Genomic DNA, 18,014 nt, shown 5'->3' on the forward strand with positions numbered 1-18,014 from the left:
TCGACAAGTGACCACTACCGGTTCGCCGGTGTCCGCGCCCCCCACCGAGCAGGGGGGCGCGGCCCCGCGCCACAGGACGTCTCCACCCTCCCGCGAGGAGAAGCGGCGGGAACGCCGCAGCCGTTGGTACCAGCGGGACGTGAAGTGGAGCCCGTACGCGTTCGTCGCCCCGTTCTTCCTCTTCTTCGGGGCCTTCAGTCTCTTCCCGTTGCTCTACACGGGCTGGGCCTCGCTGCACAAGGTGTCCCTCACGGCCCCCACCGACATGGAGTGGGCCGGTCTGCACAACTTCTCCAGACTCTTCGAGGACGAGTTCTTCTGGAACGCCCTGCGCAACACCTTCAGCATCGGGATCATCTCCACCGTCCCGCAGTTGCTGATGGCCCTGGGCCTGGCCCACCTGCTCAACTACAAGCTGCGCGGGGCGACGTTCTACCGCGTGGCGATGCTGGCTCCCTACGCCACCTCGGTGGCCGCGGCGACCCTCGTCTTCGTCATGCTCTTCGGCTACGACTACGGGATGATCAACTGGGCGCTGGGAGCCGCCGGGATCGACCCGATCGACTGGCACAACGACACCCTCAACTCCCACCTGGCGATCTCCGCCATCGTGATCTGGCGCTGGACCGGCTACAACACCCTCATCTACCTCGCCGCCATGCAGGCCGTGCCCAAGGACCTGTACGAGTCGGCCTCGCTGGACGGCGCCTCGCGCTGGCAGCAGTTCGTCCACGTCACCATCCCCTCGCTGCGGCCGACGATCCTGTTCACGGTCGTCGTCTCCACCATCGGCGCGACACAGCTCTTCGGTGAACCCCTGCTGTTCAACCCCGGTGGCGGCGCGAACGGCGGCCCGGACCACCAGTACCAGACCCTCGGCCTGTACCTGTACGAGCAGGGGTGGACCAACCTGCACCTCGGGCGGGCCTCGGCCATCGCCTGGATGATGTTCCTCCTCCTGGTGCTGATCGGACTGCTCAACTGGCTGGTCACCCGGTGGATGCAGAAGAGCGAGCTGGGCCGCAAGACCGCGAGGAGGCGCTCATGAGCGCGTTGAAGACCGACCACGCGCCGTCCCCGCGGACGGTCCCCGACCGGGCGCGCCCCGGGCACCGCGGCGACCGGAGACCGGGTCGGGGGCGTGCCTCCAGCGCCGGCGGTCAGTTGCACGCGGGCAGGATCACCTACGCGGTGCTGATCGTCGTCACCGTGATCGCGCTGTTCCCGCTGTTCTGGACGGCCGTGGCCGCCTCCCGGAACAACACCCGGTTGTCGGAGAATCCCCCTCCGTTCTGGTTCGGCGGCAACCTGTTCAAGAACCTGGAGATCGCCTGGACGGACGCCAACATGGGCCTGGCGCTGTTCAACACGGCGATCGTCGCCGGGTCGATCGCGATCGGCACCGTGCTGTTCGGGACGATCGCCGGCTTCGCCTTCGCCAAGCTGCGATTCCGCTTCCGCAACCTGCTGCTGTTGCTGACCATCGGCACCATGATGGTTCCGCCGCAGCTCAGCGTGGTTCCGCTGTTCATGGCGATCGCCGAGCTGGAGTGGACCAACCAGCTCCAGGCCGTCATCCTGCCGACCTTCGTCAGCGCCTTCGGCGTGTTCTTCATGCGGCAGTACCTGCTGGAGGCCCTGCCGACGGAGCTGATCGAGGCCGCCCGGGTGGACGGCGCCAGCAGCCTGCGCATCCTGTGGCACGTGGTCTTCCCCGCCGCCCGGCCCGCGATGGCCGTGCTGGGCATGCTGACCTTCGTGATGGCCTGGAACGACTTCTTCTGGCCGATCATCGCGCTGACCCAGCAGAACCCCACCGTCCAGGTGGCCCTGACCGGTCTGGGACGCGGTTACATCCCCGATCAATCGGTGATCATGGCCGGCGCGCTGCTGGGCACCCTCCCGCTGCTGCTGATCCTCACCCTCTTCGGAAAGCAGATCGTGGGCGGCATCATGCAGGGGGCGGTCAAGGGCTGACCGTCCGGTCCGCCCGCCCCGCCCCTTCCACCCCCCACCGACCACCCTCCGTACGACCATTGTTGGGAGCGCTCCCATATGAGCCAATCCTCCTTCCCCGCGAACTTCCTGTTCGGCTCGGCCACCTCCGCCTACCAGGTCGAGGGCGCCACCGCCGAGGACGGCCGGACACCGTCGATCTGGGACACCTTCTGCCGCGTACCGGGAAAGGTGCTCGGCGGCGACACCGGCGACATCGCGGTGGACCACTACCACCGCTGGCGCGACGACGTGCGGCTGATGGCCGACCTCAACCTCAACGCCTACCGCTTCTCCATCTCCTGGTCCCGGGTCCAGCCCACCGGCCGCGGCCCCGCCGTCCAGCGCGGCCTGGACTTCTACCGTTCGCTCGTCGACGGACTGCTGGAGAAGGGCATCACCCCCTGGATCACCCTGTACCACTGGGACCTCCCGCAGGAGCTGGAGGACGCCGGCGGCTGGCCCGAGCGCGCCACCGCCGAGCGGTTCGCCGAGTACGCCTCGCTGGTGGCCGACGCGCTCGGCGACCGCGTGGAGCGGTGGACCACCCTCAACGAGCCCTGGTGCTCGGCCTACCTCGGCTACGGTTCCGGCGTCCACGCCCCCGGCCGCACCGACCACACCGCCGTGCTCCGGGCCGCCCACCACCTCAACCTCGCCCACGGCCTGGGCGTCCAGGCGCTGCGCGCCTCCCTCCCCGGCCGCGCCCAGATCGGCATCAGCCTCAACCCGGCCGCGGTGCGGGCGCTCACCGACGAGCCCGAGGACCTGGACGCCAGGCGGCGCATCGACGCCCTGGCCAACCGGATCTTCGACGGTCCGATGCTGCGCGGCGTCTACGACCAGGACCTGATCCGGGACACCGCCCGCCTGACCGACTGGAGCTTCGTCGAGGACGGCGACCTGGAGAACATCCACCAGCCGCTGGACGCGCTGGGCATCAACTACTACACGCCCACCCTGGTCTCCGCCTCCGCCGACCGGAAGCTGCCCCGCCGGGACGGTCACGGCGGCGGCGCGCAGTCGCCCTGGCCGGCCTCGGAGGACATCGCCTTCCACCAGACGCCGGGCGAGACCACCGACATGGGGTGGACGATCGACCCGACCGGCCTGCACGACCTGCTCGTGCACTACCACCGCGAGACCGGCGGACTGCCGCTCTACATCACCGAGAACGGCATGGCCTGCGACGACAAGCCGTCCCCCGACGGCACCGTCCACGACCCCGACCGCGTCGCCTACCTGCACAGCCACCTGAGTACCGTGCAGCGGGCGATCGCCGACGGCGTCGACGTGCGCGGCTACTTCCTGTGGTCCCTGCTGGACAACTTCGAGTGGGCCTACGGCTACAGCAAGCGCTTCGGCGCGGTGTACGTGGACTTCGAGTCCCTGGCCCGCACCCCCAAGTCCAGCGCCCTGTGGTACGCCCAGGTGGCCCGGACCGGAGTGCTCCAGGCCCCGGACACCGCACCGCAGCCGGTCACCGACTGACCGACCGGCCGACCGGCCGACCGACGATCCGTTCCGGGGAGCCCGGCCGGGACGGACCCGGACCGGACCGGGGCCGAAGGCCCGGTCGGGCGGGGCACAGCGAGTGTGGGGGGTGGAGACCGCTGCGCCCCGCCCGCCGTGGGGGGTGGCCGGTTCGCGACGGGGGCCCGGTGGGGACCCGGACTCCCGTGGGGGTGGTGCTACCGGACGGCTCGGGCGGCGTACCCGCCCGAGCCGTCCGCCGCCGCCCGGCGTGGGCCGGGGGGAAGGGCGTCGGACGAGACCGTGTCGGCTCCGGGGGGCGGCTTCGACGTCACGGTGCCGGCCAGGACCAGGCCGCCGACCGCGAGGACCGCCGCGACGGCCGCGTCGGCGATCGGCTGTCGCCGCCCGCTCGGGCGGCGCCACTGCGCGGCGATGTCCATCTTCCGCTCCTGCCTCGATCCGTCGGGGGTGGACGAGGAGCACGCTAGCGACCCCGGTCTCGGCCGACCACCCGTGGGAGACGGCCACCGGGGAACTTATGCCTCTCTTAAGGCGGGCCTACGGAACCACTGAGGAAACGTCACTCTCGGCGCATCCGGCGTCGCATTCCGTGTCCCCGCTCGGGCCCGTGTCCGCGCCGGCCCCGGCGCCCGGTCCCACCGTCCGCGGGCGTGACGCGCAGGGAGAACAGGATTCGCACCTCGGTCCCCCCGAGCACCGAGCGGCCGATCCGCACGTCGCCGCCGGTCGACTCCGCCACCCGGCGCACGATGTCCAGGCCCAGCCCGGTCGAGCCCGGACCGCCGTCCCCGTGACCGCGGCGCAGCGCCGCGTCGGGGTCGTCGATGCCCGGTCCGGCGTCGGAGACCAGCACGATCACCGAGTCGCCGGACGAGCCCCGGTGCACGTCCACGGCGAACGCGGTGCCCTCGGGGGTGTGCCGGAAGACGTTGCCCAGCAGCGCGTCGAGGGCGGCGGCCAGGTCGGGGCGGGCCACCGGCACGCGGACGGGCTCCTCGACGCCGGCCAACCGCACCTCGCGGCCCTCGTCCTCGGCGAGCGCGGCCCAGAACGCCATCCGGTCCCGGATGACCTCCGAGGCGTCGCAGACGGCCCCGCCGGACGCGCCCGGGGGCTGGGTGCGATGTTCGCGGGCGGTGCGGATGATGTGGTCCACCTCGCGCTCCAGTTGGGCGACGGCCGCACGGGTCTGCTCGGCGGCGTCCCCGTCGCCCAGCGAGGCGGTGTTCAGCCGCAGCACGGTCAGCGGGGTGCGCAGCCGGTGGGAGAGGTCGGCGGCCAGTTCCCGTTCGTTGGAGAGCAGTTGGGCGACCTGGTCGGCCATGGAGTTGAACGCGGCCGCCGCCCAGCGCAGTTCGGTGGGCCCCTCCACCGGGACCCGTACCGCCAGCCGACCGGCGCCCAGCTCCCTCGCGGCCCGTGCCAGCCGCTCGGTGGCGCCCACCATCCGGGTGCCGAGCCGGTCGGCGATGACGACGGAGGCGGCGACGAGCGCGAGCCCCGTCCCGGCCAGGACGAGCCAGGCGGTGGTGACGCCGCCGGTCGTCTCCTCCTCGGGCACGAACACCTCGACCACCGAGGTGCCGGAGGTGGTGAAGACCGGTTGGAGCAGCGCGAAACCGCCCGCCACCTCCAGGACGGTGGCCCCCTGCAGCGGTGCCGCGGCCCTGAGGTCGTCCTCGGGTACCCGCCGGGTGCCGAGCTGCGCGGCCCCGCCGTCCCGGCCGGGGGGCGCGTACACCGCGACCCGCTCGTCCAGCCCCCGGGGCAGGCTGGCCAGCGCGCGCCGGAGCTCCTCCCGGTCGTCGGTGACCACGAGCACGGGCGTCACCGAGGAGGCCACCCGCTCGGCGCCCGCGAACGCCCGGTCCCGGGCCATCTCCCCGACCACCAGGGCGAGGGGGACCGCGAAGGCCACCACGACCATCGTGGTCACCGCGATGCACACCTTGACCAGGGCCCACCTCACGCGCCCCTCCCCTCCCCCCGGGCCGTCCGCTCCCCCCGCCTCACGGCCGCGCGGACTCCTGCGGGAGGTCCAGCTTGACCCCCACGCCCCGCAGCGTGTGGAGGTAGCGGGGACTGGCGGCCGTCTCGCCGAGTTTCCGGCGCAGCCAGGAGAGGTGGACGTCGATGGTCTGGTCGTCGCCGTAGCTCTGTTGCCAGACCTCGGCCAGCAGTTCCCTGCGCGGCACGACGACGCCGGGGCGCTGCGCGAGGAAGGCCAGCAGGTCGAACTCGCGGCGCGTCAGGTCCAGGCGCCGGCCGTCGAGTTCGGCCTGTCGACGCAGCGGGTCGATGGCCAGCCCGCCGACCCGGATCACCCGGTCCTCACCGCCCGGCGCCCCCGTGCCTGCCGCCGTGCCGCGCGCCCGGCGCAGCACGGCGGCCATGCGGGCGGACAGGTGTTCCACGGAGAACGGTTTCACCAGGTAGTCGTCGGCGCCGTCGTTGAGCAGCCGGACGATCTCCGTCTCGTCGTCCCGCGCCGTGGCGACGATGACGGGCACCTGGGTGACGCCGCGCAGCATCTTCAGCGCCTCGGCTCCGTCCAGGTCGGGGAGGCCGAGGTCGAGGATCACCACGTCGAACCCGAAGTGCGCGACCTCCCGCAGCGCCTCCAGGGCGGTCCCGACGCTGCGCACGGTGTGGGACGCCTCCGTGAGATGCCGTATCAGCGCGGAGCGGACGAACTGGTCGTCCTCGACGACGAGTACACGTGCCATGTGCGGCACGTTACGGCATGCGCGGACACGTCAAGGAGCCGTCGTCGGAAGCGACGGAACCTCGAACGGGCGGACGAAAGCGGCTAGGGTGCGCGGAATGCGACGAGGACTGGTCCACGCGGGAGCGTGGGTGCTCGCCGGCGGAGCGGCGGTGACGCTCTCCTGGTTCGGGATACACGTCGTGTCGGACACCGTCCACGACGGTCCGCCCGCCCTGCCGGTCGCCAAAGAGCCGTCGACTCCGTCCCCGGGGCGTCCGAGCGTCGAGCCGGAGACGGACTCCACCCGGCGCCCCGGCTCCTCCCCGAGCACGGGCGCCTCCGCCGGGCACCCGGCCACCACCACCGAACCGCCGGACGCCTCCGGCCCCCGTGCCGCGGACCGGGCCGCCCGTGAGGGCGGGAGCCCCGGCTCCGGCGGCGGGCAGCGGCCGCGCGAGGCGTCCGGCACGGTGACGTCCGGCACGGTGGAAAGCCACGACCTGCGCGGCGGCCGGGTCGTCTTCGACCTGGGGCCGGCCTCGGCGACGCTGGTGTCCGCCGCGCCCAACGAGGGCTGGGAGATGCGGGTCTGGCGGGAGAGCCACTGGATACGGGTGACCTTCACCCGCGGCGGCGCGGCGTCGTCCGCCCACTGCGTGTGGAACGGCTCCCCGCCCCGGGTGGTGATCGACGAGCACGGCGGCTGACGGACGCCGGTCCCGGGCGGCCTCAGCGCCGTCGGAAGACGGCGGCGGGCGGCGGCGGGGAGGGGACGGCGTCGGCGTCCGTGACGGAAGCCGCGCCGCCGGTGAAGTCGGCGAGCGCCCGACCGTGTTCGACCCGGCCGGGGTGCGGGTCGGAGGCCGCGCGCCGGGTGAGTTCGGCGACGGGCAGCTCCCGGTCGGAGGCGGCCAGCACGGCGTTGCCGAAGCGCCGCCCCCGCAGCACGGCCGGATCGGCGGTCAGGCCCAGCTCGGGGAAGACGGCGGCGGCGGTGGCGATCTGCCCGCGCAGGTGGGCCAGTGGCGGGCCGTCGGCGAGGTTGGCGACGTAGAGTCCGCCGGGGCACAGCACCCGGCGGACCTCGGCCAGGAACTCGGTGCTGGTCAGGTGCGCGGGGGTGCGGGCACCGGCGAAGACGTCCGCGACCACCACCTCGGCCCAGTCCTCGGGGATCCTGGCCGACACGGCGCGGGCGTCGCCGGCGCGCACCCGTATCCGCCAGGAGCCCTCCAGGGGCAGTTCGCGACGGACCAGGGCGGTCAGCGCGGTGTCCGACTCGACCACCTGCTGGGTGGAGCGGGGGCGGGTGGCCGCGGTGTAGCGGGCGAGGGTGAGCGCGCCGCCGCCCAGGTGGAGCACCCGCAGCGGTCGCCCCCGCGGGGCGGCCAGGTCGATCAGGTGGCCGATCCTGCGCTGGTACTCGAAGTCCAGGTACGTCGGGTCGTCGAGATCCACGTGGGACTGCGGGGCGCCGTCGAGCGTCAGGGTCCAGGCGCGCGGCCGGTCGGGGTCGGGCAGCAGTTCGGCCAACCCGCCGCCGACCCGCTCGCTCACCGGCTCCCGGCTCCGCCTGCCGTCCCCGCGCCGCCGTCCGTTCCTCGCCATCGGGCCAGTATCGCCCGCGCGGCCCGTCCCGGCTCAGTCGAGGTCGCGGGGGCGGGTCCGGTCGCGGGCGCGGCCCTCGGCGGCGGCGATCGTCCGGGCCGCCTCGCCCAGCGCGGCACGCAGCCGCGCCGGCTCGGTGGCCCGGACGTGGGCGCTCTCCGGCGGCACCAGCCACTCCGCGCCCACCACCGGCGGGGCGCCCTGCGGGGCGCCGGGGCGGTGGGTGCGGGTGCAGGCGCTGCCGGGCAGCTCCCAGCCGTCCGCGGTGCCCGGCGGCACCAGGAATCCGAGGGTGTCGCCCGCGCCGTCGTGCAGCACCGGGCCGACGCCCTCGCGCAGACGCAGGATGTCGACGGCCTCCAGGCCCTGGCGCGCGGGCACGGTCACCAGGTCGTAGGGCGTCCGTGCCGTTCCGCCCCCGTCGCCGTCCGGGGCGGAACGCCGTTCGACGGCGGCCGGTGGGCGGCCGTCGATCTCGTAGCCGGTGTCCAACAAGGGGGACTCCTCCTCCACGGTCTCTGCACAGGGTGCAACGAACCGGGGTGTCAACCGCTACGGGGCAATCCGCCCGCAAAGGATGGCAGTTCATGGCAGATCACGTGTCGGATATCCCTTTTTTCGGCATAACGCGCCGATTCCGCCGAGCGCCTCCCGGTACGGTCCGGGCCATGGCGTCGTCACCGTCACCTTCAGCGCCGGCGGGACCGGACCGCCAGCCGAACCTGGCCTTCCGGCGGTTGCGCGGACGGCTCTCGCCCGGCGAGTTCGCCGCGGCCGTGCGCAGGGCGGGCAGGGAGATAGGCGAGCGGGTCTCCTGCGACGCCCGGTACGTGGGCCGGGTGGAGGCCGGAGAGATCCGGTGCCCCAACTACGCCTACGAGCGGGTGTTCCTGCACATGTTCCCGGGGTACTCACTGACCGACCTGGGCTTCGAGCCCCGGCAGGCGGTCCGCGGGCGCACCGCGCGCGGACGAGGGGCGTACGGCGGTGGGGACGCTCCCCGGGGAGCCCGGGTACGCCCCGTCCCCACCCGCACCGAGCACCCTTCCGGAACCCCCGGACCGAGCGACGAGGAGAGCGACGTGCTGCGTCGCGCGTTCATGACCGGCGGCCCGGCCGCCATGGCGGCGATGTCCCTGGGCCCGACCCCGTTCCCGGACCAGGCCGCCGCCCGCGACACGTCCACCGGCGCGCCCGCCGGTCCGGGCGCTCCCGGCGCCCGACCCGTCCTCGCGGGACGGCCGGGCGAGGCCGAGGCGGAGGCCGTCGAGGAGACCGTGCGCCACATCCGGCTGCTGGACGACCGGCACGGCGCGGACGACATCTACCGACAGGCCGGCGAGGCCCTGCGCGCCGCCTACGGCCTGCTGGACGCCGGCGCGCGCCGCCAGTCGATCGTCGACCGGTTGCACACCGGCGCCGGGGAACTGGCCATCTCGGTGGGTTGGCTGGCCCACGACTCGGGCCGCCTCGCCGAGGCCCGACCGCACTACGCCGAGGCCCTGGCCACCGCACGCGTCGCCGGTGACCCGGCCCTGGAGGCGCACGCCTTCTGCAACACCTCCTTCCTGGCCCGCGACGCCGGGCGCCCCCGGGAGGCGGTGCGGGCCGCGCAGGCCGGGCAGCACGTGGCCGAACACCTGGGATCGCCCCGACTGCTGTCCCTGCTGGCCGCGCGCGAGGCGGGCGGCTGGGCGGGCCTGGCGGACCGCTCCGCCTGCGAGGAGTCCATCGGCCGGGCCCGCACCCTGTTCGAGCGCGGCCCCTCGGACGCCGACCCGGAGTGGATGTCCTTCTACGGCGAGGCCGAGTTGAACGGGCTGGAGGCGCAGTGCTGGGCGGCGCTGGGCGACTGGGGACGCGCGGCGCGGCGCGCCCGCCGCGCGGTGGTCCTACAGGGCCCGCACTTCGTGCGGAACACCGCGCTGTTCACGGCCGAGCTGGCGGACGACCTCGCCGGCCACGGGGACGTGGCGGGAGCCGCCGAGGCCGGGTGCCGGGCGCTGGACCTGCTCGACCGGGTGCGCTCCTCGCGCGTCCTGTCGATGCTGGACGGCACCGCCCGGCGTCTGCGCCACCACCGCGGCGTCCCGGCCGTCGCGGACTTCCTGGACCGCCGCGCCGAGTCGGTCCGTCCCGCACGACCGGCCTGACGCCGCCCGGCGGGACCGGGCCGGAGTCGGGCCGGGGCCGGGCCGGGGCCGCTCACTCCAGGTGGCCCCGGTCGTTCCAACTCTCGATCGCGGGCTCCCCGTACGCCCAGCCCAGCACCGACAGCGCGCCCGGATCCAGACGCAGCCGGGCGGCGAAGGACGGGTCCAGCCCCAGCCACCGCGCGCCCAGCACCCTGAGCAGATGGCCGTGGGCGAAGACGACCGCGTCCCGGTCCGTCCCGCGCGTCCAGGCGACCACCTCGTCGGCGCGGGCCGCGACCTCCGCCAGCCGTTCGCCGCCCACCACGCCGTCGCGCCAGATCAGCCAGTCCTCGCCGACCCGCTCCCGGATGGCCGGCGTGCTCAACCCCTCGTAGGCGCCGTAGTCCCACTCCAGCAGGGCGTCCCAGTCCTCGGCCCGGTCGCCCAGCCCCGCCAGGTCGCAGGTCTCCCGGGCCCGGGAGAGCGGGCTGGTGCGCACCTCGGCGTCCGGCAGGCCGTTCCAGGGTGCGCGGGCCAGCCGTTCGCCCAGCGCTCTCGCCATCCGGCGGCCCTCCTCCAGCAGGGGGACGTCGGTGCGGCCGGTGTGCCACCCGGAACGGGACCACTCGGTCTGGCCGTGTCGGACGAGCAGGACGCGCGCTGCCATCGGTTTCCTTCCGCAGGTTCGGCATCTTCCACGGCGGTCCGCGTACCCGCGATCCACCGCTCCCGTCATCATCACGTGCCCGGTGCCACGGCCGTCGGGCGACCCTCCCCCGCCCCGGAGCGCCGGGATCGTCGCGGAAACCCGTTCCGGCGTCCCGGGAAGGCACCTCAACTCCCCCGTTGTCACAGTCGGATGCCACACTTCGGCGGGTGAGCGACATCCCCGACAGCCAACCGACGACAGCCCTGCGCCGGCGGCTCGCCGAGCTGCGCGGTCCGGACGTCGCCCCGCGGGCCCTCGACGCCCGGGCGCTCGCCGCGCTGGCCGCCAATCCCGGCTGCCGCCGCCGCGCGCTGCTGGACGGCGCCGGGGTGGACAAGGGCGCGCTGGCCAGGGCACTGGGCGCGCCCGCCCCCTTCGGACAGTCCCAGTTCGCGTTCTCCCGCGGCCACGCGTTCGAGGCCCGGGTGAAGGGGGACGGCGGCGGCGAGCTGATGCGGCTGGTCCACGCGCGCACCGGCGCCCCGGGCACCCCGCCCCCCGAGCCCGACGAGGTCACCGTCCCCGACCTGACGGCGGCCGGCCCGGCCGGACGGGCGGAGCGGACCGCGCTCGCCCTGGAGCGGGCCACGGCCGACGGCGGCTGGACGCTGCTGGACCACCCGATGCTGGAGCTGGAGGTGGCCGGCTCGCCCGTCTACCTGGAGCCCGACGCGGTGGCGGTCCACCCCGACGGGCGCCGGACGGTGGTGGAGATCAAGTCCTTCCCGATCCTGGACGGCTCCGCCGACCCGGCCAAGGTCGGCGCCGCCGCCCGGCAGGCCGCCGTCTACGCCCTGGCCCTGGAGCCGCTCGGCGGTCGGGTGGACGAGCGGGCCCTGCTGGTCTGCCCGAAGGACTTCTCCAACCTGCCCACCGCCGAGGCCGTCGACCTGCGCCGGCAGCGGGCCACCACCCGGCGTCAACTCGCCCGGCTCACCAGGCTGGAGGAGATCGCCGCCGCGCTGCCCGAGGGCGTCACCTTCGCCCCGGACCGGCCGCCCGACGAGCTGGCCGACGCCGTGCGCGCGGTCCCGGCGGCGTACGCGCCCCAGTGCCTGTCCACCTGTGAGCTGGCGTTCCACTGCCGGGAGCGGGCCCGCGCGGCGGGTGCCGTGGAGGTCCTGGGGCGCGAGGTGCGCGGGGAGTTGGGCGAGCTGACGACGCTGGCGGCCGTCCTGGCGGCGGCCCACTCCGGTCCCGACGGCTCCGACGGCTCCGACGGCGCCTCGGGGGACGGGCCGGACGACCCGTCCGTCGCCGCGCTGCGCCGTGCGGCCCGGCTGCGGGCCGAGGCCCTGTCCACCGCGGATCCCACCGCGACGGTCCCGCCTCCGGAAAGGCCCCGATGTCCCTGATCTCCACCCTGGCCCGCGTCGAGGCGGCCGCCACCGGGCGCGCCCGGCCCCTGACGACGGTGCGCCACCGACACCTGGCCGAACGCCCGATGGTCCTGGTGCCGCTGACCACGGCCGGCGAGGCCGGCGCGCCGCTGGGCGCGATGGTGGGCACCGACCGGGACGCGCCGCACCTGCTGGTGGTGCCGCAGCCGCGCGACCGCACGCTGCGGTTCGCCTTCCTCGCCGAACTGGCCGACGTCGTCCTGCCCCACCTGGAGTCCGCGCAGGACGAGGTCGAACTCCAGGAGCGCACCGAGAAGGACCCGGAGACCGGCAAGCGGGTGAAGGTCGAGGCGGAACTGTGCGCCGACGCACCGCAGTTGGTCGTGCCGAACACCGCGGGCATCGCCTACGTACGGCTGCTGGGCCGCTCCACGCGCTTCCGCCGCACCGCCGAGGAGGACCCGGACACCCCCTACCCCGCCCCGGCCCGACTGCCGTTGCTGGGACGGTGGTTGACGCACTACGGGGAGCGGTCCCGGGTGCCCGGCTCCTCGCTGCTGGTCGCCGCCACGGAACTGCTGGCCCGACACTGGGCGACGGGACAGAGCCGGCTGGAGGACCGGCACCTGGGCGCGCTGCTGGCCTGGATCACCGCCGGGGAGGGGGTCTCGGGCGCCGAGGCCGCCCGCCACGCGGAGCTGGCGCGCGACGCCGACGGGCTGCTGCTCACCCCGCCCGCCGGGCCGGCCACCGACCCGGCCTTCGACAACCGGCGGCTGGCCCCGGCCGTCGCCCGTCACGACGCGGGAGTGCCCGGCGCCGAGGAGGAGGTCCGCGCGCTGGTCGCCTCCCAACTGCGACCCACCTGGGACGCGGTGTGGCGGGCCCTGGACCTGCTGCGCGAACTGCCGCCGGGCGCCCGGGTCGCCGACCGGTGGAAGCGGGACCGCTGGTCCTACACCACCCACCGCGACCGGCTGCGCGCCGGCGAGCCCCCGCAGCCCAGACGGGACGACGCGGTGACGGCGGCCCGCAAGCTCGCCGCGCGGGAGACCGCGCTGGCGGAGCTGGCCGCGCAGGAGGCGCTGGACGATCCGCTGGTGATGGCCGAGCGGCGGCTGGTCGGCGAGGCGTTCGTGGGCGAGGTCGTCCGGACGGAGATGGCGTACTCGGCGGGGAAGCGGCCGATGCCGCGCCCGCTGGTCACCGTCCGCACCGACGACCTGCCGCACCTGGAGGAGGGCGACCGGGTGCACCGGGCCCTGGCGGACGGGAGGGCCCAGCCGGGCGAGTTCGTCGCCGCTCCGGCGCCGGGCCTGCTGACCGTCCGGTTGACCGGCGGCATGGGACGCGGGAAGGTGCCCGAGGCCGGATCGGTGCCCGAGGAGGGCGAGACGGTGTGCTGGACGCTCTTCGAGCACGCGCCGCGCGGCGGGCCGGAGCTGCCGGATCCGGAGGACACCCCGTGGACCCACGGCGGTCCGCCCGACCCCGACGCACTCGACGCGCCCGACCCCGTGACCGCGGAGGACCTGCTGTGACCGTGACCGGAACCGCGAACCCCACCGACACCGCGTCCGACACCGCGTTCGACCTCGCGTCCGACCCCGCGTCCGAAGCCGACCCCGCCGCCGCGGCCGCCGCGGCGACCGGGGCGATCCTGCGCGACACCCTCTCCGGCGCCCACCGGGGTGTGGTGGTGGATTCGCCGCCGGGCGCCGGCAAGACCACGCTGGTGGTGCGGGCGGCGCGCGAGCTGGCCGCGACGGGACGGCCGCTGATGGTCGTCGCCCAGACCAACGCCCAGGTGGACGACCTGGTGGACCGGCTGGCCACGGCCGATCCCGAACTGCCCGTGGGGCGTCTGCACAGCAGCGAGGCCCAGCCCTACGACCCCGTGCTGGACCGGCACGACTCGGTGGTGAAGTCGGCGAAGGTCGCGGAGCTGGCCGGCTTGGACGTGGTGGTCTCCACGGCCGCGAAGTGGGCGCACGTGAAGGGCGCGGGCCCGTGGGAACAGGCCATCGTGGACGAGGCGTACCAGATGCGGTCCGACGCGCTGCTGGCCGTCGCCGGGCTCTTCGAGCGGGCGCTGTTCGTCGGCGACCCGGGCCAGTTGGACCCGTTCAGCCAGGTCGGCGCCGAGCAGTGGGCGGGGCTGTCCTACGACCCGTCGGCCGGCGCGGTGACCACGCTGCTGGCGCACAACCCGGAGCTGCCCGTGCACCGGTTGCCGGTCTCCTGGCGGCTGCCGGCCTCGGCCGCGTCACTGGTGTCGCGGGCGTTCTACCCGTACACCCCGTTCCGCAGCGGCACCCGTCCCGGGGAGCGGCGGCTGGAGTTCTCCGTGCCGTCCGACGGCTCCTGCGCGGACCGGGTGCTGGACGAGGCGGCCGCGTCCGGCTGGGGGCTGTTGGAGCTTCCCGCCCGGCACACCCCGCGCACCGATCCGGAGGCCGTGGCGGCGGTGGCGGACGTGGTGCGGCGGCTGTTGGAGCGCGGCGGGCTGGCGCACGGCGAGCGTTCGGCGGAGCCCGCGCCGGTGACCGCCGACCGGGTCGCGGTGGGGACCGCCCACCGCGACCAGGCGGCGGCGGTCCGCGCGGCGCTGCTCTCCTCGGGGGTCACGGGCGTCACGGTGGACACGGCGAACCGTCTCCAGGGGCGGGAGTTCGACGTGACGGTGGTGCTCCACCCGCTGTCGGGCCGCCCCGACGCCACGGCCTTCCACCTGGAGACGGGACGGCTGTGCGTGCTGGCCTCGCGCCACCGGCACGCCTGTGTGGTGGTCTGCCGGGCCGGGGTGACCGAGCTGTTGGACGAGCACCCCTCGGCCGATCCCGTGCAGCTCGGCGTGACCGTGAAGTTCCCGGACGGGTGGGAGGCCAACCACGCGGTCCTGGAGCACCTGGCGGAGCACGCCGTCCGCCCGTGACCGGTCCGCCTTCCTCGCGTGTCCGGCGGGGCGGCTCGTCCGGGCCGTCCGTGGGCACACAGGGGGAAGGGAGCACAATGGAACGCTGTTCACGATCGACGGAGGTACCTCCATGTCCGAGCCGCGACCGGCGCCGGATCCGCGCGGTGGACCGCGCTACCGGCGTCCCGCACCGCTGCTCTTCGAACCGCCGGACGCCGCGGCGGATCCCGAGCACTTCTTCGACCTCGAGTCCATCGAGGATCCGCGTGAGCTGCTGGGGCGCGCGACCGAGCTGGCCCTGGCCTTCCGGGCCGCGGCGGACCGGGCGATGGAGTTCCAGGCCCTCGCGGCGGCACAGCTGGCCGACCCCAAGCGCTTCGACCGGCTCCCGGACGAGGCGATCGCCGAGCGGGCGGAGTGGACCGCCGACTACGCCCGCAAGATGATCGAGTTCGGCCGCGAGCTGCTGGCCGACCGTACCCACGAGTAGTGACTCGGGCCTCGGCCGGAGGCATATGCGCGGGCGGAAGATACCGGATCCCGACAGGCCGTGTACGAGTTTCGCGATTTTCCAGGGACGGTACACAGGCTGCCGGTAGATGTAGTGGACATGAGCGATCCCGCCGCCTACGTGACCCCCGCCGGAGCCGACTGGCTCGCCTCCTCCAGCGCGTTCCCGCGCAGTGTCCACGCCCTGTGGGCGGTGCGCCCGGGCACCCCCAGCACCCTGCCCTGCGGCACGGCCTTCGACGTGGTCAGCGTCGGCCCGCTGTTCGGCCGCAGGATGCTGGACCGACTGTGGACGGCCGGGCCGGGCACCGGCCCGGTGGCCCTGCACGGCGGTCGGATGCTGCTGTTCGCCAAACCCGGCACCGCCCAGCGGCTGCCCGCGCTGCTGCGCTGGCACGAGTGGCGGGGGACCGGGGCCGTGCGTGACGTCGGCCGGGAGGCGGCCGGGGATTCGACTGCGGAAACGATCCCTCCGCTGCTGTGCTACGGCCTCGGGGACGCCGTGACCGTCCCTCCGCCCGTCCCCGGCGGGAACTGCCCGCCCACCACCCGCTGGCTGGTCGCCCCCGACGTCCGGCACCCCTGGCTGCCGGGCACGGAAGCACTGCTGTGGGCCTGTGTGCGGGCCGTTCGGGCGGGGGGCGGCGGGCGCGGGACGGCCCGTCCGGTCGGGGGCGGAAGTGGGTCCGACCCATCGATTTCCGCTCCCTCGGACCAGGGTGCTAAGGTTTACCACGTCACCAGGCGCCGCTAGCTCAGTTGGTTAGAGCAGCTGACTCTTAATCAGCGGGTCCGGGGTTCGAGTCCCTGGCGGCGTACGGACAGCGGAAGGCCCTCGCGGAAGCGAGGGCCTTCCGCTTTTCCGTGCCCCCTTCCGCGGGTCGGCGACCGGCGGCCGCCGACCGGCGCTCACACCCTGCCGTCGGCCCCGGTTCCCGGGCCCGTGTCCGGCAGGGACCCGGGGGTCCCGCGCACGGTGACCTCCACGGTCCACCCCGCCGTGGTGCGCTCCCCCACCGTCACCCGCACCGTGCTCGTGCCGGCGTCCACCTCCAGGCTCTCGCCGGCTCCCAGCGGGGCGTCGGCCAGTTCCGGGTAGACCGAGATCCGGGCACACGCCTCGCTGTCGGGGTGGCCGTCCATCACCTTCACCGGCCCCTGCGCCGAGGCGACGTCGCCGCGCACCCGGTACACCAGCACTCCGTCGGTGCAGGAGGTGATGTCGTTGCCGACGGGCTCCCGGGCCTCGATCGCGAGCACCTCGCTGCGGCCGGTGCGGACCACGACCATCCGGGTGTCGTCCGAGCCGGGCAGCAGGCCGTCGTGGGTCGGTGCGGCGATCGCCCGCAGGACGTGTCGGGTGGTGCCGGCATCGACGCGGCAGTCGATGCCGCGGTCGTCCAGCCACCCCAGCTTCCACTTGTGCCAGCCGAGGGGCTCGGGGGACAGACCGAACTGGCTGCCCATGAGGTCCCAGTCGCCGACGTGGGTGTCCCAGTCGCCGTCGTCCTCCTCGGGCTGGTGGTAGAGGTCGGGCAGGTCGAAGACGTGCAGGGTCTCGTGGGCGAGGACGTTGCGGTCCGGCGGGTGCCTCTCGAAGACCGTCACCACGCGGTGCAGCTCGGTGCCGTCCACGGATATCGGTTCCTCGAGGTTGACGACCTTGGTGGCGTCGGAGTTCACACCGGGGGCGTCGGGGTCGGCGACGAGGTAGACGACGTCGTAGTCGGCGAAGTCCACGTGCGGGTCCGCGGCGGTGACGGCGTCGTCGAGGTAGGCGCTCCGCAGCTCGGGGGACCAGTCGCGCTGTATCCCGTACGCCCGCGAGTCGGCCGCCATCTCGAACCAGCGCGGCACCGCGTGGGGGCGCAGCGTGAAGGTGCCGTAGGAGGCCCGCTCGAAGAACCGCGAGGTCTCCGGGAAGTAGTCGGCGGCCAACCGCCCGGGGGTGACGGCGGGCCGGTTCTCGGGGAAGGCCAGGAAGATCATCAGGGCGTCGAGTTCGCCCCGGGGCCGGGGGTAGTCCGGGTTCCAGGTGTCCAGCCCCTCGGAGTGGTGGACGTCGGTCCGCTCCAGGGCGCAGGAGTCGGCGGTGGCGGCGACGGCGGCCGGACCGGCGACCAGGCTGGTGCCGATCAGGGCGGAGAGGGCGGTGAGCACCGCGCCGGTCCTGCGCGAGCGGTGGCCCGGCCAGTGGCCGGCCGCCGCGGGGGCGGCCGCGTGCCGGTCCCCGCCGGTCCGTTCGGCCCTGCTCATACGCCGCACATCGTCCTCCCGCTGTGGTGTCGGGGCACGGCGCCCGGGTGGGTGCGGGCACGGCACCCACTGTGTGCCCTCCGGTCCCCGCGTGCCCCGTTCCGCTAGACCGTACGAGTGAGCCCCCACAGAACTACCCTGCGTAACAAGCGGTCATCATCGATCGCCGGCGGGAAGTTGCCGCGCAGGAACGATCACCCTATCGAAAATGCGTCCGCAGAGTCCGTCACACGGGATCCGAACACTCCGCGCGACACTGGCTCGGTCGCCAGATAAGCCTCTATGATCGGCACATTTCCAGGGCGGAAACCCCACAAAGGCCGCCGGCCCACCGCCCGAG

17 protein-coding genes and 1 tRNA gene are annotated in these 18,014 nt (G+C 74.5%); 11 read left to right on the forward strand and 7 right to left on the reverse strand.

Annotated elements, in window-relative coordinates; all coding sequences use genetic code 11:
• Positions 1-7: 7 nt before the first annotated feature.
• The 3 genes from F0L17_RS08525 to F0L17_RS08535 all read left to right on the forward strand — a co-directional run bounded on the left by F0L17_RS08525 (position 8) and on the right by F0L17_RS08535 (position 3,486).
• Positions 8-1,048 (forward strand): carbohydrate ABC transporter permease, encoded by a 1,041-nt coding sequence (locus tag F0L17_RS08525; protein WP_162465967.1) that lies wholly within the window; start codon positions 8-10, stop codon positions 1,046-1,048.
• Positions 1,045-1,977: a carbohydrate ABC transporter permease gene (locus F0L17_RS08530; RefSeq protein ID WP_155070592.1), complete on the forward strand. Its 933-nt coding sequence runs from the start codon at positions 1,045-1,047 to the stop codon at positions 1,975-1,977. Before F0L17_RS08525 ends, F0L17_RS08530 begins: the two co-directional genes overlap by 4 nt.
• A 78-nt stretch (positions 1,978-2,055) precedes the next feature.
• Positions 2,056-3,486: a GH1 family beta-glucosidase gene (locus F0L17_RS08535; RefSeq protein WP_155070593.1), complete on the forward strand. Its 1,431-nt coding sequence runs from the start codon at positions 2,056-2,058 to the stop codon at positions 3,484-3,486.
• 200 nt (positions 3,487-3,686) lie between these two features.
• Here the strand turns inward: F0L17_RS08535 and F0L17_RS08540 are convergent, their stop codons facing one another.
• From F0L17_RS08540 to F0L17_RS08550, 3 genes are all read right to left on the reverse strand, one after another.
• Complete coding sequence (locus F0L17_RS08540; RefSeq protein ID WP_155070594.1) at positions 3,687-3,911, reverse strand: hypothetical protein; 225 nt, start codon at positions 3,909-3,911, stop codon at positions 3,687-3,689.
• A gap of 140 nt (positions 3,912-4,051) precedes the next feature.
• The gene (locus F0L17_RS08545) at positions 4,052-5,461 is read right to left on the reverse strand and encodes an ATP-binding protein (protein WP_162465968.1); all 1,410 of its coding nucleotides are present in this window, start codon (positions 5,459-5,461) and stop codon (positions 4,052-4,054) included.
• A gap of 40 nt (positions 5,462-5,501) precedes the next feature.
• Positions 5,502-6,218: a response regulator transcription factor gene (locus tag F0L17_RS08550; RefSeq protein ID WP_155070595.1), complete on the reverse strand. Its 717-nt coding sequence runs from the start codon at positions 6,216-6,218 to the stop codon at positions 5,502-5,504.
• A 97-nt stretch (positions 6,219-6,315) separates the two neighbouring features.
• Here F0L17_RS08550 and F0L17_RS08555 point away from each other — a divergent pair, with 97 nt between their 5' ends.
• Positions 6,316-6,906, forward strand: a complete 591-nt coding sequence (locus F0L17_RS08555) for a hypothetical protein (RefSeq protein ID WP_155070596.1) — start codon at positions 6,316-6,318, stop codon at positions 6,904-6,906.
• Positions 6,907-6,928: 22 nt separating this feature from the next.
• Here the strand turns inward: F0L17_RS08555 and F0L17_RS08560 are convergent, their stop codons facing one another.
• Complete coding sequence (locus F0L17_RS08560) at positions 6,929-7,807, reverse strand: spermidine synthase (protein WP_155070597.1); 879 nt, start codon at positions 7,805-7,807, stop codon at positions 6,929-6,931.
• A gap of 33 nt (positions 7,808-7,840) precedes the next feature.
• Positions 7,841-8,299 carry a hypothetical protein gene (locus tag F0L17_RS08565; RefSeq protein ID WP_420802466.1) on the reverse strand — a complete coding sequence of 153 codons (459 nt, stop codon included), beginning with the start codon at positions 8,297-8,299 and terminating at the stop codon, positions 7,841-7,843.
• A 176-nt stretch (positions 8,300-8,475) separates the two neighbouring features.
• Between F0L17_RS08565 and F0L17_RS08570 the strand changes: the two genes are divergently transcribed.
• Complete coding sequence (locus F0L17_RS08570; RefSeq protein ID WP_155070598.1) at positions 8,476-9,960, forward strand: NsdA family TPR-like regulatory protein; 1,485 nt, start codon at positions 8,476-8,478, stop codon at positions 9,958-9,960.
• A 52-nt stretch (positions 9,961-10,012) separates the two neighbouring features.
• Here F0L17_RS08570 and F0L17_RS08575 read toward each other — a convergent pair whose 3' ends face one another.
• Entirely contained in the window at positions 10,013-10,609 is a 597-nt protein-coding gene (locus F0L17_RS08575) for a histidine phosphatase family protein (RefSeq protein ID WP_155070599.1), read from the reverse strand.
• Between the two features lie 209 nt (positions 10,610-10,818).
• Here F0L17_RS08575 and F0L17_RS08580 point away from each other — a divergent pair, with 209 nt between their 5' ends.
• The 6 genes from F0L17_RS08580 to F0L17_RS08605 all read left to right on the forward strand — a co-directional run bounded on the left by F0L17_RS08580 (position 10,819) and on the right by F0L17_RS08605 (position 16,236).
• Complete coding sequence (locus F0L17_RS08580; RefSeq protein WP_338018009.1) at positions 10,819-12,006, forward strand: hypothetical protein; 1,188 nt, start codon at positions 10,819-10,821, stop codon at positions 12,004-12,006.
• A complete protein-coding gene (locus F0L17_RS08585; protein ID WP_155070600.1) occupies positions 11,997-13,532 on the forward strand; it encodes a hypothetical protein in 1,536 nt (511 codons plus the stop codon). Before F0L17_RS08580 ends, F0L17_RS08585 begins: the two co-directional genes overlap by 10 nt.
• 116 nt (positions 13,533-13,648) lie before the next feature.
• On the forward strand, positions 13,649-14,926 hold the full coding sequence (locus F0L17_RS08590) for an AAA domain-containing protein (protein ID WP_338018249.1): 1,278 nt from the start codon (positions 13,649-13,651) through the stop codon (positions 14,924-14,926).
• Positions 14,927-15,038: 112 nt separating this feature from the next.
• A complete protein-coding gene (locus F0L17_RS08595) occupies positions 15,039-15,398 on the forward strand; it encodes a hypothetical protein (RefSeq protein WP_155070601.1) in 360 nt (119 codons plus the stop codon).
• A gap of 120 nt (positions 15,399-15,518) precedes the next feature.
• Positions 15,519-16,172: a hypothetical protein gene (locus F0L17_RS08600; RefSeq protein WP_155070602.1), complete on the forward strand. Its 654-nt coding sequence runs from the start codon at positions 15,519-15,521 to the stop codon at positions 16,170-16,172.
• Positions 16,163-16,236: transfer RNA gene (locus F0L17_RS08605), tRNA-Lys, on the forward strand. The genes F0L17_RS08600 and F0L17_RS08605 overlap by 10 nt, the downstream gene beginning before the upstream one ends.
• Positions 16,237-16,327: 91 nt before the next feature.
• Here the strand turns inward: F0L17_RS08605 and F0L17_RS08610 are convergent.
• Positions 16,328-17,674 (reverse strand): M6 family metalloprotease domain-containing protein, encoded by a 1,347-nt coding sequence (locus F0L17_RS08610; protein WP_155070603.1) that lies wholly within the window; start codon positions 17,672-17,674, stop codon positions 16,328-16,330.
• Positions 17,675-18,014: the final 340 nt, after the last annotated feature.

It is taken from the genome of Streptomyces taklimakanensis (genome assembly GCF_009709575.1).
Classification (GTDB): Bacteria; Actinomycetota; Actinomycetes; order Streptomycetales; family Streptomycetaceae; genus Streptomyces; species Streptomyces taklimakanensis.